General features: G+C 57.3%; 19 protein-coding genes and 1 pseudogene. 17 read left to right on the top strand and 3 right to left on the bottom strand.

Annotated elements, in window-relative coordinates; translation table 11 throughout:
- Positions 1 to 49: 49 nt before the first annotated feature.
- The 7 genes from ACMGE0_RS26660 to ACMGE0_RS26630 all read left to right on the top strand — a co-directional run bounded on the left by ACMGE0_RS26660 (position 50) and on the right by ACMGE0_RS26630 (position 9,437).
- Positions 50 to 1,006, top strand: coding sequence for a TAXI family TRAP transporter solute-binding subunit (locus tag ACMGE0_RS26660; RefSeq protein ID WP_436818913.1), 957 nt, complete (start codon positions 50 to 52; stop codon positions 1,004 to 1,006).
- Positions 994 to 2,952, top strand: a complete 1,959-nt coding sequence (locus ACMGE0_RS26655; RefSeq protein ID WP_436818912.1) for a TRAP transporter permease — start codon at positions 994 to 996, stop codon at positions 2,950 to 2,952. The genes ACMGE0_RS26660 and ACMGE0_RS26655 overlap by 13 nt, the downstream gene beginning before the upstream one ends.
- 11 nt (positions 2,953 to 2,963) lie before the next feature.
- Complete coding sequence (locus ACMGE0_RS26650; protein ID WP_436818911.1) at positions 2,964 to 3,722, top strand: IclR family transcriptional regulator; 759 nt, start codon at positions 2,964 to 2,966, stop codon at positions 3,720 to 3,722.
- A 149-nt stretch (positions 3,723 to 3,871) separates the two neighbouring features.
- Entirely contained in the window at positions 3,872 to 4,888 is a 1,017-nt protein-coding gene (locus ACMGE0_RS26645) for an amidohydrolase family protein (RefSeq protein WP_436818910.1), read from the top strand.
- A gap of 11 nt (positions 4,889 to 4,899) precedes the next feature.
- Positions 4,900 to 6,360: an aldehyde dehydrogenase family protein gene (locus ACMGE0_RS26640; RefSeq protein WP_436818909.1), complete on the top strand. Its 1,461-nt coding sequence runs from the start codon at positions 4,900 to 4,902 to the stop codon at positions 6,358 to 6,360.
- Positions 6,357 to 7,907, top strand: a complete 1,551-nt coding sequence (locus ACMGE0_RS26635; protein WP_436818908.1) for an FAD-dependent oxidoreductase — start codon at positions 6,357 to 6,359, stop codon at positions 7,905 to 7,907. The genes ACMGE0_RS26640 and ACMGE0_RS26635 overlap by 4 nt, the downstream gene beginning before the upstream one ends.
- A gap of 105 nt (positions 7,908 to 8,012) precedes the next feature.
- Positions 8,013 to 9,437, top strand: a complete 1,425-nt coding sequence (locus ACMGE0_RS26630) for a carboxylesterase/lipase family protein (protein WP_436818907.1) — start codon at positions 8,013 to 8,015, stop codon at positions 9,435 to 9,437.
- On the opposite strand, the gene ACMGE0_RS26625 is transcribed toward ACMGE0_RS26630, so the two are convergent.
- Positions 9,418 to 10,185 carry an IS6 family transposase gene (locus ACMGE0_RS26625; RefSeq protein ID WP_436818906.1) on the bottom strand — a complete coding sequence of 256 codons (768 nt, stop codon included), beginning with the start codon at positions 10,183 to 10,185 and terminating at the stop codon, positions 9,418 to 9,420. The two genes, ACMGE0_RS26630 and ACMGE0_RS26625, sit on opposite strands and share 20 nt — an antisense overlap.
- A gap of 58 nt (positions 10,186 to 10,243) precedes the next feature.
- Between ACMGE0_RS26625 and ACMGE0_RS26620 the strand changes: the two are divergent.
- The 7 genes and pseudogenes from ACMGE0_RS26620 to ACMGE0_RS26590 form a co-directional block, all read left to right on the top strand.
- Positions 10,244 to 10,459, top strand: a pseudogene (locus ACMGE0_RS26620) (His-Xaa-Ser system radical SAM maturase HxsB); the annotation flags it as partial.
- Positions 10,456 to 11,544, top strand: coding sequence for a His-Xaa-Ser system radical SAM maturase HxsC (gene hxsC / locus ACMGE0_RS26615; RefSeq protein WP_436818905.1), 1,089 nt, complete (start codon positions 10,456 to 10,458; stop codon positions 11,542 to 11,544). The pseudogene ACMGE0_RS26620 and the gene hxsC, both read left to right, overlap by 4 nt.
- Positions 11,541 to 12,152 (top strand): His-Xaa-Ser repeat protein HxsA, encoded by a 612-nt coding sequence (gene hxsA / locus ACMGE0_RS26610; RefSeq protein ID WP_436818904.1) that lies wholly within the window; start codon positions 11,541 to 11,543, stop codon positions 12,150 to 12,152. The genes hxsC and hxsA overlap by 4 nt, the downstream gene beginning before the upstream one ends.
- A complete protein-coding gene (locus ACMGE0_RS26605; RefSeq protein WP_436818903.1) occupies positions 12,127 to 12,873 on the top strand; it encodes a vWA domain-containing protein in 747 nt (248 codons plus the stop codon). The genes hxsA and ACMGE0_RS26605 overlap by 26 nt, the downstream gene beginning before the upstream one ends.
- The gene (locus tag ACMGE0_RS26600; RefSeq protein ID WP_436818902.1) at positions 12,855 to 13,640 is read left to right on the top strand and encodes a PP2C family serine/threonine-protein phosphatase; all 786 of its coding nucleotides are present in this window, start codon (positions 12,855 to 12,857) and stop codon (positions 13,638 to 13,640) included. The genes ACMGE0_RS26605 and ACMGE0_RS26600 overlap by 19 nt, the downstream gene beginning before the upstream one ends.
- Positions 13,637 to 15,547 (top strand): helix-hairpin-helix domain-containing protein, encoded by a 1,911-nt coding sequence (locus tag ACMGE0_RS26595; RefSeq protein ID WP_436818901.1) that lies wholly within the window; start codon positions 13,637 to 13,639, stop codon positions 15,545 to 15,547. The genes ACMGE0_RS26600 and ACMGE0_RS26595 overlap by 4 nt, the downstream gene beginning before the upstream one ends.
- A gap of 6 nt (positions 15,548 to 15,553) precedes the next feature.
- Positions 15,554 to 16,222, top strand: coding sequence for an SH3 domain-containing protein (locus ACMGE0_RS26590; RefSeq protein ID WP_436818900.1), 669 nt, complete (start codon positions 15,554 to 15,556; stop codon positions 16,220 to 16,222).
- Here the strand turns inward: ACMGE0_RS26590 and ACMGE0_RS26585 are convergent.
- Positions 16,175 to 16,828, bottom strand: coding sequence for an RES family NAD+ phosphorylase (locus tag ACMGE0_RS26585; RefSeq protein WP_436818899.1), 654 nt, complete (start codon positions 16,826 to 16,828; stop codon positions 16,175 to 16,177). The genes ACMGE0_RS26590 and ACMGE0_RS26585 overlap by 48 nt on opposite strands.
- The gene (locus ACMGE0_RS26580) at positions 16,825 to 17,214 is read right to left on the bottom strand and encodes a hypothetical protein (RefSeq protein WP_436818898.1); all 390 of its coding nucleotides are present in this window, start codon (positions 17,212 to 17,214) and stop codon (positions 16,825 to 16,827) included. Before ACMGE0_RS26580 ends, ACMGE0_RS26585 begins: the two co-directional genes overlap by 4 nt.
- A gap of 368 nt (positions 17,215 to 17,582) precedes the next feature.
- Here ACMGE0_RS26580 and ACMGE0_RS26575 point away from each other — a divergent pair, with 368 nt between their 5' ends.
- Genes ACMGE0_RS26575 through ACMGE0_RS26565 form a run of 3 tightly spaced genes read left to right on the top strand, consistent with a single transcriptional unit; the run spans position 17,583 to position 18,366 of the window.
- A complete protein-coding gene (locus ACMGE0_RS26575) occupies positions 17,583 to 17,783 on the top strand; it encodes a hypothetical protein (protein WP_436818897.1) in 201 nt (66 codons plus the stop codon).
- Complete coding sequence (locus ACMGE0_RS26570) at positions 17,780 to 18,208, top strand: IS3 family transposase (protein WP_436818896.1); 429 nt, start codon at positions 17,780 to 17,782, stop codon at positions 18,206 to 18,208. The genes ACMGE0_RS26575 and ACMGE0_RS26570 overlap by 4 nt, the downstream gene beginning before the upstream one ends.
- Positions 18,205 to 18,366, top strand: a complete 162-nt coding sequence (locus ACMGE0_RS26565) for a hypothetical protein (RefSeq protein ID WP_436818895.1) — start codon at positions 18,205 to 18,207, stop codon at positions 18,364 to 18,366. Before ACMGE0_RS26570 ends, ACMGE0_RS26565 begins: the two co-directional genes overlap by 4 nt.
- The last annotated feature ends 48 nt before the right edge of the window (positions 18,367 to 18,414 follow it).

Below are 18,414 nucleotides of genomic sequence, written 5' to 3'. Positions count from 1 at the left end.
TTTATATCGGCCCCTGGCCGATGGAAGGAAATAAGCGGAGGAGAACGACATGAAGCATCAGCTCTTTGCGACCGCCCTCGCGGCCGGTCTTGCCGTCATCAGCAGTGCATCAGCCCAAACCGTGGGCATCGCCACCTCAAATCCCGGTTCCATCTTCCACAACATCGGAACCGCCGTCGCGAAAGCCGCAAACGATTCTGGTCTCAATGCGACGATTCAGCCGGCAACCAGCCCAAACCAGTACATGCCGCTGGTCAACCAAAACGACGTCGAATTCGGTGTCGGCAATCTGGAGGAGTTCAACAATGCCCTGAAGGGCGAGGCGTGGTTCAAGGGCAGCGTCAACGAAAACCTTCGTATCGTCGGGCTCATCATGCCGATCAAGGAAGCGATCTTCGTGCGGGCCGACGGCGACATAAAGACGATCGCAGACCTCAAGGGCAAGCCGATGGTCGACGGATATACGGCGCAGCAGACCATCCTGCCGCAACTTGATGCAATTTATGCCACCGGCGGGCTAAGTCGTACTGACATGCAGCCGGTCCCGGTTCCAAGTGTCGTGGCGGGTGCGGACGCCTTCATTTCGGGCCAGAGCGTTGGCTTCATTTTCGCTCATGGCGCAGGCAAAGTGCGGGAAGCAGACGCGTCGGTAGGGGGATTGCGGGCGCTGACCATTCCCGACACGGAAGAAGCCAAGGCCGCGATCAAGAAGCACTGGAAGTCGGGATATGTCGTCAAGATGGAGCCTGGGCCTGCAGCGCCCGGCGTTCTAGAGCCGGGAACATACATTGCGTATCCCCAGCTTGTGTTTACGAACGCCGCCGCCGCCGATGAGGCGGTCTACAAGATGACCAAGATCCTTTACGAAAGCAAAAACACGATGAAGGCGGCTTTTCCGCCTTTCGGCGAGTTTGAGCCAAAGGACATGGTGGGTGAAACAGCCCCCGGCGAATATCATCCCGGAGCCATCCGTTTCTATAAGGAAGTCGGCCTATGGAAGAAGTGACGGCCATGGAAGCGGAGCGCGCCGAGCGGCGGCGTTCCGGAATTCCGGCACATGTTTGGAAGCCGGTTGCGGCAACACTCGCAGTAGCCATAACGCTAGTAGCCCTGCTGTGGTCGGCTAACGTGCCTCGCATGCTGGGGATGTCATATTATCCCCAGCAATTCCTGGCGGTAATCGTGGCTCTCGCCCTGCCGCTTGCACTGATGATGTTCACCGTCCGCCGAGAAAGGCGCACGACCGCTTTGCCGTGGTATGACGCTGTCGCCGCTGTCTTGGCCTGTCTTTCCTGCGCCTATATCGCATGGAATTATGCAGCGGGCGTCAACCAGGTCTTCATGCGCCCGGCAAGCGTATGGGTGCCTGGGGTCATCCTTCTCGTCGTGCTCGTGGAGGGCCTACGCCGGACCACCGGCTGGTCCCTCGTGATCATCATGCTAGTCTTTCTGGCGTACGGCTTGTTCGGAAACCTTGTCCCTGGACGACTGGCCGGTAGACCGCAGAACTGGCAGACGCTTTCCGGATATATGGCCTACGACGCCAACGGGATTTTCGGCCAGTCTCTCGAGGTCGCCACCGCGATCGTGGTTGCCTTCATCTTCTTTGGAGCTCTGCTCGGTGTCACTGGGGGCGCCAAATTCTTCACCGATGCGTCCCTGTTGACCATGGGCCGCTTCCGGGGAGGTTCGATGAAGATCGCGGTGGTCTCCTCCGCCCTCTTCGGTTCCATCTCTGGCTCCGCGGTCGCAAACGTTGTCGCGACAGGCGTGGTCACGATCCCTATGATCATCCGCGACAAGTATCCAGCCGCAAAAGCGGCTGCCATAGAAGCCGTTTCATCGACCGGCGGACAATTGATGCCGCCCGTCATGGGTGCCGCCGCCTTCATCATGGCGGAGTTCCTGCAGATACCATACGCGGATGTCGCATTGGCTGCGCTGGTGCCTTCGCTTCTGTTTTATGGTGCGCTGTTCATCCAGGCGGATCTTGAGGCCGCGAAGATGGGAATCAAGGGCGCTCCTGAGGACGAAATCCCGAGCAAGCGTACGGTGGTTGGCGGGCTCCACTTCCTGATCGCTTTCGGGCTGATGATTTACGCCCTTTTCTGGATGAATTGGCAGCCGGAGCGAGCAGCTATGCTAGCATGCCTTTCCGCTGTGGTAACCGCCTTCTTGTTCGGCTACGACGGCATGCGAGCCTCTTTGCGCAGTCTCCTCGGCACCTTTGTCGAAACTGGGGAATCCGTTGTCGAGATCATTGTCATCTCGGCAGCCTCCGGCATCGTCATCGGGATCATGAACATCAGCGGACTAAGCTTCAACCTGACCTACTGGCTCGTGCAATTCGGCGGAGGGAGCTCAACCGTTCTGCTGCTGATGTCGGCCTTCGTCTGCTTCATCCTCGGCCTCGGACTTCCGACCCTGGCGGTCTATTTGCTTCTGGCATCACTTGTGGCTCCCGCAATGGTGGAGACGGGCATCAACCCGATGGCGGCACATCTGTTCGTGCTCTACTACGGCATGCTCTCGATGATCACACCGCCAATCGCGCTGGCTTCATTTGCCGCGGCGACGATAGCTCGGTGTGATCCAAATGAAGCGGGATGGGAATCCGTACGCTTCGGCTGGTCCGCCTTCTTCATACCCTTCATGTTCGTTTACTCGCCGACGCTCCTGTTGATTGGAGATCCCGTTGACATCATTTGGGCAATCACGGCCGCAAGCTTTGGGATCTGGCTGGTGTCTGCGGCGCTGTCGGGTTACTTCGTCAACCGTCTGTCGCCGCTTCTGCGAAGCTTGTTCGCTGCCTTCGGTCTCCTCAGCCTTATTCCAGCAGATGCGTTTCAGGGCGCAGTCTATACAGATGCAGTTGGCCTAGTAGGCGGCATCGGAGCAATGGTCTATGCTTACATGAGTGGACGAAATCTAGCGGAGCGTCCAGGAACTTGACTGAGAACGCCGTGAACAGTTTGGAACGCCTGCAGGCTGTTCTGGAGGTCTTCAGCGAAGATCGTCTCGAATGGACGCCGGAAGAAATGATGGAGGTGTTGGGCTACAGCCGCCCAACCCTCTATCGCTATCTCAAGATTCTAAAAAAGGCCGGACTCCTTACCTCAATGCCAAATACGGGCTTTACGCTCGGGCCAAAGATCGTCGAACTGGACTATTTACTAAGGAAGTCCGACGCGCTGATCCTAAATGGCGCGCCATATCTTAATAATCTCATCTTACGATACAATTGCACTGCCCTCCTTGTTCGTTGGTATGGCGAGAAAATCCTCTGCGTTGACTCGCGCAGTTCGGTGAAAAATCCCATCAGCTCCTATCCACGCGGTCGCCCCATGCCCTTAAGCCGCGGTGCGATCGGACGGTCAATCATGGCCTTTCTCCCGAAGCGACATCTAGTACCGCTTGTGGAAAGGGCGATGGAAGACATGACGGCGGTAGGCTTGGGAAATACCATAGAAGATGTCCTAGAAAGCCTGAAGCGCGTAAGGAAGGCGGGTTTTGCGGTAGCTTATGGCGAGGTAACGCCTGGTGTGGTGGGAATAGCCGCCCCGATCTTCGACGCCGGCCAGAGCCCGATCGCCAGCCTCTGTGCCACGATCTCCGGAAGTCTCGTCAATGGCACGACGATTGATGAGATCGGCGAACAGGTACGCTTCGCCGCAAGTGCCATCAGCGCGGCCCTCGCGTCTCGCAGACATCAATCTGAGTGATCAAAATCTCACGATGAGAGAAAATGAGTTGACATGGTCTCGCCGTGACAGCATCTTGTTCAGAGGGAAGATGGACGGCGAGGTCCGCATCTGCACGGTTCGCTCTCCGGTCACGAGCGGGGAAATCCGTCTTCAACAGGAGGCCGCGCATGAAAAAGATCGACATTTTCAACCACATCTGGCCGAAGCCCTTCTTCGACGCACTGATCGACCATATCGGCACGATGACAGACATCACCATGCGCTCGGGTGCAGTCCCGATGATGACAGAGCTGGACCGACGTTTCGAAGTTATGGATATGTTCGGTGAGGACTACCAGCAGGTCCTGTCGCTCGCCTCGCCTCCGCTCGAAAAGCTCGCTGGGCCGGAAAAGGCGCTTGATCTCAGTCGCATCGGCTCGGATTCCATGGCCGAACTCTGCCTGAAATACCCGGAACGCTTCCCGGCCTTCATCGGCACCGCGGCGCTTAACAATCCAGACGCAGCCGTTGCCGAGGCCGAGCGCGCGGTCGAAGAACTCGGAGCAGTCGGCATGCAGATCTTCACCAATGTCGCCGGCAAGCCGCTGGACCTGCCGGAATACGGGCCTTTTTTCGAGTACATGGCCTCCGTCGGCAAGCCGGTCTGGTTGCACCCGGCGCGTAGCGAAAACTTCCCGGATTATCTCACTGAGAAACGTTCCGAGTACGAGATTTGGTGGACCTTCGGTTGGCCCTACGAGACCTCTGCGGCGATGGCGCGCATGGTCTTCTCCGGCCTTTTCGACAAATATCCCGGCCTCAAGGTCATCACCCATCACGCCGGTGGCATGATCCCATTCTTCGAAGGTCGCGTCGGACCCGGCTGGGACCAAATGGGTAAGCGCACGACCGATCGCGACCTCGCTGCCGTCCGTCGCTCGCTCAAGCGGCCGCATCTCGAATATTTCAAGGACTTCTACGCCGATACGGCAAGCTTCGGCTCCCGCATGGCGATTAAGCACGCGATCGAGTTCTTCGGTGAGGACAACGTGCTCTTTGCCTCCGACGCCCCCTTCGATCCGGAAGGCGGCCCAATGTACATCCGCGAGACGATCCGCATCCTTGAGGAACTTGAGGTCTCGGAAAAGGTGCGGCGCAAGCTCTTTCAAGACAACGCTGCAACGCTCCTTGGCCTGACAGTATGAGGACTACAGCAATGAACTATGGTCACGTCAACTTGGTCGACGGTATATGGCTTAAAGGGACGCAGGGTCATTATGTCAGCGTCAACCCGGCAAATCGCTCTCCCGTCGGTGACGTACTTGGTCCGGATGGGCATGTCGCGGAGCAGGCGGTCGCGGCAGCAGTTAGAGAGTTCCGCCGGGGCCAATGGGTGCGCAACCCGCGGCTGCGGGCCGCAACTCTGAATGCGATGGCAGACGCTGCCGCCACTGTTTCAGACGATCTAGTTGATCTCCTCATAAGCGAGAACGGCAAGCTCCGAGCCGAGGCAATCGGGGAGGTGATGGCCTCCATCTCCGAACTTCGCTACTATGCCGGCCTTGCCCGCGACATATTCGGTAGGGCTTTCTCCGGGCAGCCCGGTCAGATGTCCCTGATTGAGAAGGAGCCTGCGGGAGTTTGCGCTATAATCACGCCTTGGAACGCGCCACTGACGCTTCTCGTGCGCTCGCTCGGGCCGGCATTGGCGGCCGGGTGTACGGTCATCGTAAAGCCCCACCGGGCGACAACCGTCGTTAGCAACCTCTTCATGCGGAGCATTACCTCTGTACCCAATCTTCCAACTGGTGTCCTCCAGTCATTGAACGATCCGGATGACTGGGTGGGGGCCTGGCTCGTGAACCATGAAGATGTCCGGGTCATTTCGTTCACCGGTTCCACCGCAACCGGAGCAAAGATTGCCACCTCTGCTGGGCCCCGCTTTAAGAAGCTGTCCCTTGAACTCGGAGGCAAAGCCCCGGCCGTTGTGATGGCAGACGCCGATCTCGATCGGGCAGCGCGCGAGGTCGCTAAGGGCATCACTGTACTCTCCGGCCAGATGTGCGTTTGCGTCTCCCGTGTGCTTGTCGAACGGTCTATCGCCGATGAGTTTCAGCACCGCCTCAAGATCACGCTCTCCGAAATCAAGCCTGGTCCGGGACATCTTCCAGAATCCACTATGGGCGCGATGTTTGACGATAGTGCGGTGGAACGCCATCTGGCTAACCAGCAGGCAGCGGTCGCTCATCTCGATATGGAAATCCTTCTTGCAGGCAAGGATCTTCGCGGTGACACCGGCGGCTGTTTTGTCACTCCTGCTTTGTTTTCGAGCCGCACAACGGACCACCCACTGATACAGAACGAGCTCTTCACGCCAATGGCCTCGTTTGAAATTTTCGATAGCCCTGAAGAAGCCGTGTCACTTGCGAACGCATCTGATTTCGGGCTCGCGGCGAGCGTCCATAGCGCAGACCACAATTGCGCACGCTGGGTTGCTAGCCGAATCGACAGCGGAACGGTTTGGATCAACTGCCACAACCGACTGTTCGTCGAGACAGAAACCGGAGGTTACAAGTCTTCAGGTATGGGCCGGTTGCACGGCGTCGAGGCTCTCCTCGATTTTCAGGAGACCAAGCACATCTATTTCGAGAACGACTACGAAACAAGACCACAATGAAGCGTTATGACGTCATCATCGTCGGCGGCGGCCCTGTCGGCATAGGCTTAGCGATCGACCTCGGCCAGCGAGGCCTGAAGGTTCTCGTTCTTGAGAAATATGCGACCCCTCAGCTCGTTCCAAAGGGACAAAATCTGACTGGCCGCACAATGGAGATCGCCGCCAGTTGGGGCGTTGACAAGCGCCTTCGCGCCTTGCGCACGACCGATCGTTCGAAGAATACGGGCGGCTTGGTCAGTTGGGGAACGCTACTGTCAGGACATCACTACGAGTGGCTGAACCGGGGCCTCGTATCGCAATATTATGATGAACCGAATGAACGATTGCCGCAGTACCAGACCGAGGCAGCTTTGCGCGCCCGCGTAGCGGAACTCTCCTGTGTGACGGTTCTCTATGGCGTCGAGTACAAGAGCGTTGAGCAGGATCACGCCGGGTGCCGCGTGATGGCAGTTTGCAAGGATGACAAGGCGGAACAACATTTCGCGGCCAGCTATGTTGTCGGCTGCGATGGGAGCCGATCCAGCTTGCGCGAAGATGCTGGGATCACACAGACCGTTGACGACCACGATAAGAGAATGCTGTTAGCAGTGTTCCGGTCGATACAACTTGATGAAGTCCTGGGCGAGCATCGAACCTATTCGATCTTCAACAACCTGTCGCCCGAGCTGAAGGGGTACTGGCAGTTCCTCGGCCGCGTGGACGACCAACGGGAATGGTTTTTTCACGCGCCGGTTCAGATTGACCATGATTACAATGAAAAGGACGTTTCCGACCTACTCGCGGCGGTAGTCGGGAAGTCCATCGATGTCGAGCTGAGTTATCTAGGCTTCTGGGACCTTCGGTTTGCATTAGCAGATAGCTACCGCAACAAGCGGCTCCTGATCGCCGGCGATGCGGCTCACTCGCATCCGCCTTACGGCGGATATGGGATCAATTCCGGGCTTGAGGATGCCCGCAATCTCGGCTGGAAGCTGGAAGCCGTCGTCAAAGGATGGGCGTCTGAAAGCCTTCTGGACAGCTACGACTTCGAGCGTCGAAATGTCTTCAGTTCGACCATTCGCGACTTCATCCGCAAGTCGATTGAGAGCGATGCTGAGTTTCTCGAAAAATTTGATCCTGAGCAGGATGCCGACGCTTTCGCCGCTGAAATGGCGCGCCGGCGCGACTTCAGCTTTAAGGAGGTGGAGCAGTTTGCCCCTCACTATACCGGCTCACGCCTATCCTATGGAACTCAAGGCATACCCTCCGCTCTCGGCAGGCACCAGTTCACAGCCGTGCCAGGTTTCAAGCTGTCGCGGCATCCTGACCATGTCGATCCCGGACCCATCGAACCAGCTGGCGGATTTGTTCTGATTTGCGGCTCCCAGCTTGCCGAACCTCCTCCAGGCCTAGCGGCTCCGGTGCGTGTCGTCATCTCGCAAGCGCGCGAGATCAGAGCAAGGATCGTGCTCCTAAGGCCGGATGGATACGTCGCTCTGAATGAACCTGACGACAGGGCTGCTGACGCGCTCGAAGCGTACTTCCGGATGAACGGATACCGCCTATAGGTCTTAACGGAAAGCCTTCGATCCGAGGGGGAGTCAAGGCCATTATCATATGACATGGAGGATAGCCGCCGATGTGTCAGCAACCTAACCGGAGGAGGAGATCCCATGCACAGACATAAGAAGAACGAGATCCTGCAAAGCGTAAGCGCGGCGATGATCGTATTGGCTGCATCCATGGCAGCGGTTCCGGCATATGCGGCCTCGGCCGTTGGTGTGGTGTCAACGGAAGGTGGCAAGGTCAGCGGGGTCGAAACTGACGTTGCAGGCGTCGAGGTGTTCAAGGGCATTCCCTTTGCTGCGCCAACGGACGGCCAGAACCGGTTCAGGCCGCCTCAACCTGTGGTCCAATGGGAAGGCGTCCGGCCGGCGGACAACTGGGGCGACATGGCTCTTCAGGATCCCAATACCAATCCGACCGGAAAATTCTGGGGAGACGAGTTCTACTACGATCCCGCATTCCTGCCGAAGGCCAGCGAGAACGGGCTGAACCTCAACGTTTGGACGCCTGCCAAGATGCCAGGCGACAAGCTGCCCGTCTATGTCTGGATTCATGGCGGCGCCAACCACCACGGCTACGCGTCAGAAATGGAGTTCTATGCCTCGAAACTTGCGGCCAAAGGCATTGTCGTCGTGTCGATCCAATACCGCGTCGGCGCGCTCGGCTTCCTGACGCTGCCGGAACTTAACGCAGAAAGCCCGCAAAAGGTGTCGGGCAATTATGCCATCCTCGATCAGATCAAGGCGCTGCAATGGGTGCAAGACAACATCGCCGGGTTTGGCGGCGACCCCAGGAATGTAACGATCGGCGGCCAGTCGGCCGGCGCACGCAACTCCACTATGCTGCTGCGCTCGCCACTTGCGAGAGGTCTGTTCCACCGCGCGGTGATCCAGAGCGGCTTCACCGGCTTCCTGCCCTCTCCCATGAAGCCGCTCCGGGAAAGCGAGGAGGCGAATACAAAGGCGATTGAGCAGGTGTTCGGAAAGCCGATGAGCCTCGCCGACCTTCGCGCCATCCCGAGCGACGACTTCATCACCAAGACGGCCGCCGATGGTAAAACTCAGCTCTATGAGGCGCTCCATAAGGCGACCAATCTTCCCGCCGCGCACACAATCGATGGTTACGTGTTTCCCCAAGACTCTGCCGACCTTCTCAAGCCTCACGCCCTGGAAGGCTTGGACATCATGATTGGTGGCACCTCCGACGAATACACTTCACTGACCGGCGGTCCTGACAAAACCATGACGGATGCGGAGCTTGCTGAAGCAATGGGCAAAATCGGATATGATGAGGGTTGGAAGCAGGTTTACCGCCCGTCCGATCCGATAGAGGCCTACCGCATGAGTCTGAGGGCGAGGTCAGACTACAACCTGCAGGCCTATCTACTCTCCGCCCAGATCGCCAAGAAGCGTAATGACGACCTCAATATCTACGCCTTCTACTTCGACCACGCCCCCCCCGGCTCTGTTGCAAATATTACCGATGGCTGGGAGGGACCGATAGTCTCCGCCTTTAGGCAGCCTGCTGTTTGAGGTGTCGAGCGAGTAATGCTGTCGCCTCCGTCAGTGCGCTTGGTCCAATCCCGAAGGCGCGTTCAACAATGCGTGCTTCTCCACGGACGTCGCCCGTCAGGTTGAAAATAGCTGCCTGCCCCTTACGTAAGGCGCGCATGACCTCAAAACCTTTGATCGTCGCATAGGCGGTTTTCAACGTCTTGAACCCTCGCACCGGCTTGATCAGTTGCTTGAGCTTGCCATGATCGGCTTCGACGACATTATTCAGATATTTGACCTGCCGGTGCACGAGTTCCTCAGGGCATTTGCCTTCGGCCTTCAGTTCGGCAATAGCAACGCCATAGGTCGCAGCTTTGTCGGTATTGATGACAGTTGGCTTCTCCCAGTCCTTCAGGCCATTCAGGGCCTTGCCCAGAAAGCGCTTTGCCGCCTTGGCGTTGCGGGTCGGGGACAGATAAAAGTCGATCGTGTTGCCGAATTTATCGACCGCCCTATACAAATACGTCCATTGTCCACGGACTTTCACATAGGTTTCATCGACGCGCCAGCTCGTTGATTGTGGCCGACGCCAGTGCCAGCGCAGCCGCTTTTCGATCTCCGGCGCGTACTTTTGAACCCAACGATAAATCGTGGAATGATCAACGGGCACGCCCCGCTCGCCCATCATTTGCTCGAGATCACGGTAGCTGACGCCATAGCGGCAATACCATCGCACCCCCCAAAGGATAATCTCGCCCTCAAAATGACGCCATTTGAACTCGTTCATCAAAAGTCTCGCTGAATATCTTTGGCGCTCTTTCCGACATCAACGCGATTTTTGCAACAGAGCCTTCTGCGGCGTCGATCTCGTCGACGATCTCTCCCGCTACGGACGAATCGATTTGCCCAAGCACCTTACGGACTTCTGCCAGCGGCACACCTATATCTTCGACAGGATTTTCTCTCTGATCTATTCGGAAGATCCCAAGGTCCAAAAATCCCTTGCTATCTGGTCCGGAGCTCCTCACTTCGATGTGTCGTTCGCGAAGGTTCACCTATGATCGATCTGCGCTTGAAGGTCGACCCGCTCCCGATCGAGATCCCACTGGTCGTGCGACTGCTCGATGAACCCATCGACCGTCGAACCGAGCACGATGCCATCATTCTCGATATCGACGGCGATCGGCGCGAATACGAATACCACGGCTTCTCGCTGACAGTACATGCTCGACCGGACGAGAAGCTCGACGGCGATGTCCTGCTGGTTCTTCCCGGCCAAGCAAGTGCGCATCGTCTCATCCGGGCGAATTCGAACCACAACACCCTGCTGGTGACCGAGCAATGCGACCAGCTCTGTGTCATGTGCTCCCAGCCACCGAAGAAATATCACCTTGATCTATTCGATCACTTTGCCGTCGCGGCCTCTCTTGCTCCACAGGATGCAATGATTGGCATTTCTGGCGGTGAGCCGCTGCTCCACAAGGAGCGTCTGTTTCAGATGCTTTCGACTGTCACCGGCAGCCGGCCGGATCTTCGGTTTCACATCCTCACGAACGCGCAGCATTTCGAACCGCAGGATACCGAACGACTTGTCGAACTCGGGTGGGATCGGATCCTTTGGGGCGTGCCGCTCTATTCCGCCGATCCGGAGACGCATGACAAGATCGTCGGGAAGCCGGGCGCATTCGCTAACCTTGAGCGGGGGCTTGCGACACTGATGCGGGCAGGAGCCTCTGTCGAGCTTCGAACGGTCGTACTTCAACAGAACTGGGATGATCTCGTCGGAATTGCTAAGTTCATCGCGACTCGCCTGCCGTTTATCTCGGTGTGGGCGATCATGCAGCTCGAGCGGATCGGCTATGGCCGTATGAACTGGACATCATCCTTCAAGGACACGTCTGCGGACTTTGAGCAAGCAGCACGCGCGATCGATATCGTTACTGCCCGAGGGCTGGAGGCGTGGCTGTATAATTTCCCGCTCTGCTCGGTTCCTGACGAGTATCGCCGATACGCCCCCTCGACGATTTCCGACTGGAAACGAAAATATCTCGAATTTTGTGAAAGCTGCGGTGCTCGTGAAACTTGTGGCGGCTTTTTTCAATGGTATGATCAAAAAGAGGGGTTTACTGGGCTGGGGCCAATATGAAATCGCGAATATTCTTGATTCCCTCCTTTTTGGCGGCGGGATTCCTGCCGACCAAATCGGATTCAATGCCGGTTGCAGACGCAGGGTTGAAAAAGAACCCCGTTCCTTCCGTCCTAGAACGCCTTCGCCTCAATCACATTTTTACGCTCGCAGGCCATCGCTCGCATAGCTCCCATCGGTCGCATCGCTCTCACTCCAGTCACCGATCCAGCAGTGGAGGTGGCTATAGTTATGGCGGCTCGAGCTCTTCTACATACTCATCCCCGTCCTACACACCGCCGGCGAGATCCATCAACCCGACCATTCCCGCAGCACCTGTTGCGCCGAGCGTGCCTGCAAGCCCCGCCCCTCTCCTCAGCGCGCCTGCAACAACACCCACACCGGCGCCACTCAAACCGCTTCCTGGCAATACCGACAAGTTCAAACGCATCGTGATGCAAGTGCAAACAGCGCTGACTGCTTACGGTTATTATTCCGGTCTTATCGATGGCAAAGTTGGCCCAGCGTGCAAGACAGCACTGATCGCCATGCAAACCGATTACAAGCTGAAGGTCACGGGAACGATCACACCCGAAGTCCTGGATGCCTTCGGGATTGCAGCAAATTGATCCGCGAAATTTCTGTCGATCGCAAGAAAAGGTCTCTTCGATGAATAATCCTTTTGAACAGCAGCCATTTGAGGGCGCCGAGTTTGTCGACAATCCTGAACCGCGCTGCCCTTGCCTTCTGCTTCTGGACGTTTCCGGCTCGATGCGAGGCGCGCCGATCAAGGAGCTCAATGAGGCCCTGGTTCAGTTCAAGGATGAGCTCTATGCGGATTCACTGGCAGCCAAGCGGGTCGAAGTTGGTCTCGTCACATTCGGACCGGTGACCATCGTCAATGACTTCCAGAGCGTTCAGAACTGGTTCGTCCCTGAACTTTCATCTCAGGGCGACACGCCGATGGGAGAGGCGATCGAACAGGGCCTGCAGATGCTGCGCGATCGCAAGAATTCCTACCGACACAACGGCATTTCCTATTATCGGCCGTGGGTGTTCCTGATCACCGATGGGGCGCCTACCGACGCTTGGAAGGGCGCTGCCAACGCGGTCAAGGCCGGCGAGGCCGAGAAAGCCTTTCCCTTCTTTGCTGTCGGCGTTGAAGGTGCAAACATGGAGATCCTATCTCAAGTTGCTACCCGGCAGCCGCTTGCGCTCAAAGAACTCCGTTTCCGCGACCTTTTCTCTTGGCTGTCGAGCTCTCTGAGCTCGGTCTCTCAGTCCAACCCCGGCGACGCCGTGCCGTTGGCGAACCCCGCGGCACCGGACGGATGGGCGTCGATTTCATGATAGGGGAATGGCGATGGGCAGGTGCTCGTTCGATTGGCACCTCTCACCTGAAGAACGGCACCGTTTGCCAGGATTTCGCATGCGCAAAGGAGTTTTGGACGCCCGAAGGCCCGGTGATCGCTGCAGTTGTCTCCGATGGCGCTGGAAGCGCACTCCGCGCCCAAATCGGCTCCCGACTGGTATGTGTCTCCTTCCTCCGCGCATGCTATGGGTATTTTCGGCAGCATCCTCTTTCTGCGCTCAGCGAAGAGATAATCTGGGACTGGATTGACGGCGTTCGCGAAACTATCAATGCCAAGGCCGAAGCGACTTATCTGAGGCCGCGGGATTTCGCCGCCACTTTGGTCGCGCTCCTTGCCGGCCCCGAAAATACCATTATCGCCCACATTGGAGACGGGGCCGCTGTGGTAAAGCGCACGCAGTCCGACACGTGGGAAATCCCCTCCTGGCCTTATCAAGGAGAATACGCCTCTACCACCACGTTCGTGACCGATGATCCCCAGCCCCGATTGGCGATTTCCTTCATCGACAGCACCATCGATGAGTTCGCGGTATTCTCGGACGGTATCGAGCGTTTGGTGCTCGACCAGGTCGCGCAGATCCCACACGCACCCTTCTTCAACCGTATGGTCAGCCCGCTTCGGGCAACCGATATCGCCGGAGCAAATCGAGGTCTATCTCTCGCCCTTCGATCATACCTCGATAGCCCCAACGTTTGCGAGCGCACCGACGACGACAAGTCCCTGATCCTGGGTGTGCGATCATGACCGTCGTGATCTCCTCGGACGGTCGCCGACTGTCACTAGGCTCCCTCCTAGGCAAGGGGGGCGAAGGGGCGGTTCATCACATCGCCGAGGCCCCGAATCTCGCGGCGAAAATCTACAATCCGGGGAAAGCGAAAGAGCGATGCGGCAAAGTAGAAGCAATGGTCTCCGCCAGGCTTCACGCCAATTCCGAATACGTCGCCTACCCGATTGACCTTTTGAAATCCCAAAGCGGTGAGTTTCTCGGCTTTACGATGAAGAAGGTTACGGGCTTCAAGAGCGTGCACGATCTCTACGGCCCCGCTAGCAGAAAAACGGAATTCCCAACCGCCGATTCAAAATTCCTGCTGCGCGCGGCAATTAATCTCGCCAGCGCTGTGGCCAGCATTCACGCCAATGGCTGTGTGATTGGCGACATCAATCATTCAGGCATCCTGGTTTCGAACCAAGCGCTTGTCACACTTATCGACAGCGATTCCTTTCAATACCGAACATCGACCGCCCTTTATCGCTGCCTGGTGGGCGTTGCGGAATACACTTCGCCTGAACTTCAGGGCGCGCAGTTCGACAAGATCGACCGGAGCCCAAACCACGACAATTTCGGCCTTGCTGTCCTGCTCTTCCAACTCTTGTTTCTGGGGCGGCATCCGTTTGCCGGCCGTTATCTCGGCAAGGGGGACATGGACATCAAGACGGCGATCCGCGATGGAAGGTTTGCGTATAGTGAACGGCGGTCCGAGACGATGATGGAGCCGCCGCCACACGTTCCAGCCCTTACGGACTACGGCGCGGAGATCGGCAAGACCTTCGAAGCCGCCTTCCTGCCCACGAGCCGCCAATTGTCGTTTCGCCCGACCGCATCCGATTGGGTGACACGACTGAAAGCCGTCGAAACCAATCTTGCGACCTGCAGCGCTGACCGCTCGCACTCATATATCCGTTCATTGACGGGCTGCCCCTGGTGTAAACTTGAGCGTGCAATGGGCCGGTCTCTGTTTCCGGCGCAATATTCACCTTCAGCATCGGTCATGGATATCGGGCAGTTGCTGTCGGCGATCAGAGGAATACCTTCGCCTCCAGCGGCTCCCGATCCTGAGACAATCATCGCGCCGCCGCCCAATCTCCAGATTTCCGCAAAGGGACGTGCTGCTCGCACCGAACGATCCATTACCGTTGCAGCGGGACTATTGGCAGTTATCGTCGGCATCTATCTACTGCTGGAAGTTCAGGGGTTTTGGGGTTTGGTGCTCACAGCCGGTGCTGGATTCATGACATTCCGGTCGAATGATCTCAAAATTAAGTTCCAAAGTGAGCGCGCAAGCGCAAAGGCTGCCTGGGACGAGCAGCGGAAGATCTGGCTTGACCAAGCCGGACCGGAAAAGTTTGAGCGCCGGAAAAGCCATTACCTCACGCTGGCGAACACACATGCCGGCTTGCCGTCAAGGGAGCGGGAGAAACTCAATGTTCTTGAACAGAAGAAGCGCGAGCTTCAGCTGGTCAAACACATGGAGTCCCATCTCATCGATCGCGCGAAAATCCCTGGCGTCGGGCAAGGCAGGAAGGCGACCCTTGCTTCCTACGGATTTGAAAATGCATGGGATGTTCGGAACCAGACGGTAACGAGCGTCCCCGGCTTTGGCCCTTCCTTTGCTGGAAAGCTGGAGACATGGGCTCGCTCGGTCGAAAGAAAGTTTGTGTTCAACGCGTCCATCCCGACGGATCCACGGGCAATCCAAGAAGTGAAAGCTGAAATTGGAAGGCAGCGCGCGGAGATCGAGCGCGAACTAATAAACGGACCAGCAGAGTTACGTCGTCTGGCTGATGAAGCCGTCGCGATCCGAAAGATGCCACCAGCGCGGCTAGTCGACGCGTATACTCGACTGAAACAGGTAGAAATGGATATGAGTTAGCGACCGATGTCTGTTCCCTACCGCAACTTCTGGATCATTGTCGGGATGACCGCCGCAGCAGTCATCCTGGCGAACATGTCAGCAAAACCCAAGGCGAGCAGAACTGCAGGGTATTCCGGCGGATATCAACTAAGTCAGGTGAATACTTCTACATCGGTTACCACAGGGCCTATTGAGACGGGGAGCAAAAGAGAACCTGTGCAAACCCCGGCCTCAGCTTCGGATAACGAAACGAAGCAAACGCCTGCAGCCCAGAACCCTCCTCCGGAACGGGAATTTCGGAGTATCGACACGGATATCAAGATCGCTTTTGACGCTGCGGTTCAGGTCGCGTTGACAATGTCTCCTGATAAGAGGAGCGGCCAAAAGAAGAGCGATGATGACGGCGAGCCGTCACTTCCATCGCTTGAGACTAAAGAAATCAAGGTCATTCCGGAGGTTGCTACTGCGCCAGACGTGCCGACCACACCCAATCCCCCCAACGTCGAAAGCGCGAAAACAACCACTAATCTTAACATGAGAGAAGGGCCAGGCCCGCAATATGTGCTCGTGGAAACGCTTGCGACCGGCGTGTCGGTTGTAGTCATTGGGGCGGAGGCCGGATGGGTGCATATCCGACTGAAGGATTCAGGCCACGAGGGATGGGTGAATCCTCGGTACCTCGTACCAAACTGATAGCTCCGCGATCTCCGCCATTGACCGGTTCTGCTGGAGCTGATCCCCGCGGCACGGCAGTTTGTTGAAAATGTGCTGCTGCCGCAGCCAAGACGATTGATCGCGCGGCAATCGGTTATCTGGATCGTGAACATGTACCTCATCGCCCGCAACAAGGTTTGCAGGGAAAATCACCAGATTGGTTCCGCCAGCGTGGCGTAGTGACGGGAAGAGAAGCCCGCGAAGGCCGGCCGAAATGACTTCGTCGGAGAGCTTCCAGGACGGAGGTACTTTTTTGTCAATGCGCGCGATCTTTCGCCACGCACAGTCCCATTGAGCCCAAGCAGCGTCCCAATCAAGCGGATCGAAGCCTTCCGACAGATCGGCGACATCGCTGAGCGTGACCTTGTAGGCGGCAAGAGTAGCCGGCGGTGTGATGCTCGCGCCCTGTCGATATTCTTCAAGGGCGGTCTGTGGCGCAACGGAGAGATAGAGAGCTTCCACGCCGGGGCGATTGAAGCGTCCGCCATCTACGGCGGCACCGGCCCCGCTGGTCGGGAGAAACGCCCATTTCGGTGTCAGATAACGGTGAAAAACCTCGTTTGGGCCGATGCGAGTGATCTTCACCCGCGCGCTCCGTTCTCCAGGTCCCGGATATACGCAAGGACAGCCTCGATCTCACCATCGGCAACAAGCTCTGCGGCTGTGCGATGACCATAATCGGCAATCGGTTCGTTCCGATACCAATAGATTGCCTTCTGAAGATCGCCCGTCAGTTCGGCCGCTGCAGAGATGGCCTTTATCATTTCCCGCATCCTGCCCTGCAGGCGCTCGGAGGAGGGATTGCGCAGGGTGTTGCGATGAACGCCGGTCAATTCTGCAAGATTCGCGACCTTGACGCCGAGCGCCTTCGACAGGCGAGACGGCGAGATATAGGGCGTGCGCGGCTCCTGAAGGCTATCGACAAAGCCGGAAACAACTGCATAGGAATGTGCTGCCTGAGCCTGTGCCATAGCTACTCTCCACTCATCTCAAAGCACAATATATGCACATTTTTGCGCACATCAAGTCCTTTCGAAAGCGCCGTCCCTTTGGTTGATAAAAGACGGCTGTTGATTTGCACTGAGAGCTGACCCCGGATTGGAGTGAACCCCTCGGGCTGGACCACGGGACACGGAAGAACTGATACGGTCTGCGGGCCTCAATCGGAGAAGGCTCATGAAGTCCCGAGGTCCATATCGACGGCATTCGACGCCGTTCAAATTGCAGCTGTGCCAAGATATCCGAAACGGCGTCATTGGACGGCGCGATGCGCAGCGCACCTACGGCGTTTCGGCTAACCTCATCCAGTTGTGGGCTGACGCAGTTCGATCGGAGCGAATTGAACGATGAAGAGGCCGAAGCCAGCGTCATCGCCGAATACGAGGCACATATCGCGGCGCTTGAGCGCAAGGTCGGCCAGCTCACGATGGAACTGGACCTGGTTAAAAAAACACCGCGCCCGCCGATCGCCGGCGACAGCGGGAACTCCTCCATCATCACCGGTCCTCGGCCTGTTCTATCCGACGGGGGTGCAAAATGATCGATCTCCCGAGAAGCAGCTATTATTACCGATCAACTGCGAGAGCGTTGAACCTTGGGGATGCGGAACTCGTTGCAATCATCGAGGACATCCAGGACGAGCTGCCCTGCTACGGATATCGACGCGTAACGCACGAGCTTCAGCGAAGAGGCCACTTGGTCAACCACAAGCGTGTCGCCCGCGTCATGCGGGCCAACGGCCTCGGGATCAAGCCTCGCAAGCGGTATGTTCGCACGACGGATAGCAACCACGATTCACCGATCTACCCGAACCTTTATCGCAATGTGATCCCGTCGCGGCCTGACATGGTTTGGGTGGCAGACTTCACATACATCCGCATAGCCGTCGGCTTTTGCTATCTGCCCAATACGCGAGTGAGACCTATCGACGAGCGCTCGATGCCGCCGGTATGCAGGGTTCCATGAGCGCCGTCGGCAACCCTTATCACAATGCTCAGGCAGAAAGCTTCATGAAAACCCTGAAAGTTGAGGACGTCTACATCGCCGGCTACGAGACATTCGCGGATGTGGCCGAACGCTTTCCCAGGTTCATTGAGAGCCCGTCCGAGAATAGGGTTGAGTGATCGGGCTGATGATGATTCCAAGAAGGTGTCTGAAGCCTGAATGGAAGC

Source organism: Neorhizobium descurainiae (genome assembly GCF_051400715.1).
In the GTDB taxonomy this organism is placed as follows: domain Bacteria; phylum Pseudomonadota; class Alphaproteobacteria; order Rhizobiales; family Rhizobiaceae; genus Neorhizobium.
Note: the sequence above shows the minus strand (reverse complement) of the source record. Positions and strands in the feature narration are given on the sequence as shown.

Excerpts from the sequence above, each read along its gene's own strand:
- ACMGE0_RS26660 (WP_436818913.1), top strand. The coding sequence starts at position 50 with ATGAAGCATCAGCTCTTTGCGACCGCCCTCGCGGCCGGTCTTGCCGTC.
- ACMGE0_RS26655 (WP_436818912.1), top strand. The coding sequence starts at position 994 with ATGGAAGAAGTGACGGCCATGGAAGCGGAGCGCGCCGAGCGGCGGCGT.
- ACMGE0_RS26645 (WP_436818910.1), top strand. The coding sequence starts at position 3,872 with ATGAAAAAGATCGACATTTTCAACCACATCTGGCCGAAGCCCTTCTTC.
- ACMGE0_RS26640 (WP_436818909.1), top strand. The coding sequence starts at position 4,900 with ATGAACTATGGTCACGTCAACTTGGTCGACGGTATATGGCTTAAAGGG.
- ACMGE0_RS26635 (WP_436818908.1), top strand. The coding sequence starts at position 6,357 with ATGAAGCGTTATGACGTCATCATCGTCGGCGGCGGCCCTGTCGGCATA.
- ACMGE0_RS26630 (WP_436818907.1), top strand. The coding sequence starts at position 8,013 with ATGCACAGACATAAGAAGAACGAGATCCTGCAAAGCGTAAGCGCGGCG.
- ACMGE0_RS26625 (WP_436818906.1), bottom strand. The coding sequence starts at position 10,185 with ATGAACGAGTTCAAATGGCGTCATTTTGAGGGCGAGATTATCCTTTGG.
- hxsC (WP_436818905.1), top strand. The coding sequence starts at position 10,456 with ATGATCGATCTGCGCTTGAAGGTCGACCCGCTCCCGATCGAGATCCCA.
- hxsA (WP_436818904.1), top strand. The coding sequence starts at position 11,541 with ATGAAATCGCGAATATTCTTGATTCCCTCCTTTTTGGCGGCGGGATTC.
- ACMGE0_RS26605 (WP_436818903.1), top strand. The coding sequence starts at position 12,127 with ATGCCTTCGGGATTGCAGCAAATTGATCCGCGAAATTTCTGTCGATCG.
- ACMGE0_RS26600 (WP_436818902.1), top strand. The coding sequence starts at position 12,855 with ATGGGCGTCGATTTCATGATAGGGGAATGGCGATGGGCAGGTGCTCGT.
- ACMGE0_RS26595 (WP_436818901.1), top strand. The coding sequence starts at position 13,637 with ATGACCGTCGTGATCTCCTCGGACGGTCGCCGACTGTCACTAGGCTCC.
- ACMGE0_RS26590 (WP_436818900.1), top strand. The coding sequence starts at position 15,554 with ATGTCTGTTCCCTACCGCAACTTCTGGATCATTGTCGGGATGACCGCC.
- ACMGE0_RS26580 (WP_436818898.1), bottom strand. The coding sequence starts at position 17,214 with ATGGCACAGGCTCAGGCAGCACATTCCTATGCAGTTGTTTCCGGCTTT.
- ACMGE0_RS26570 (WP_436818896.1), top strand. The coding sequence starts at position 17,780 with ATGATCGATCTCCCGAGAAGCAGCTATTATTACCGATCAACTGCGAGA.
- ACMGE0_RS26565 (WP_436818895.1), top strand. The coding sequence starts at position 18,205 with ATGAGCGCCGTCGGCAACCCTTATCACAATGCTCAGGCAGAAAGCTTC.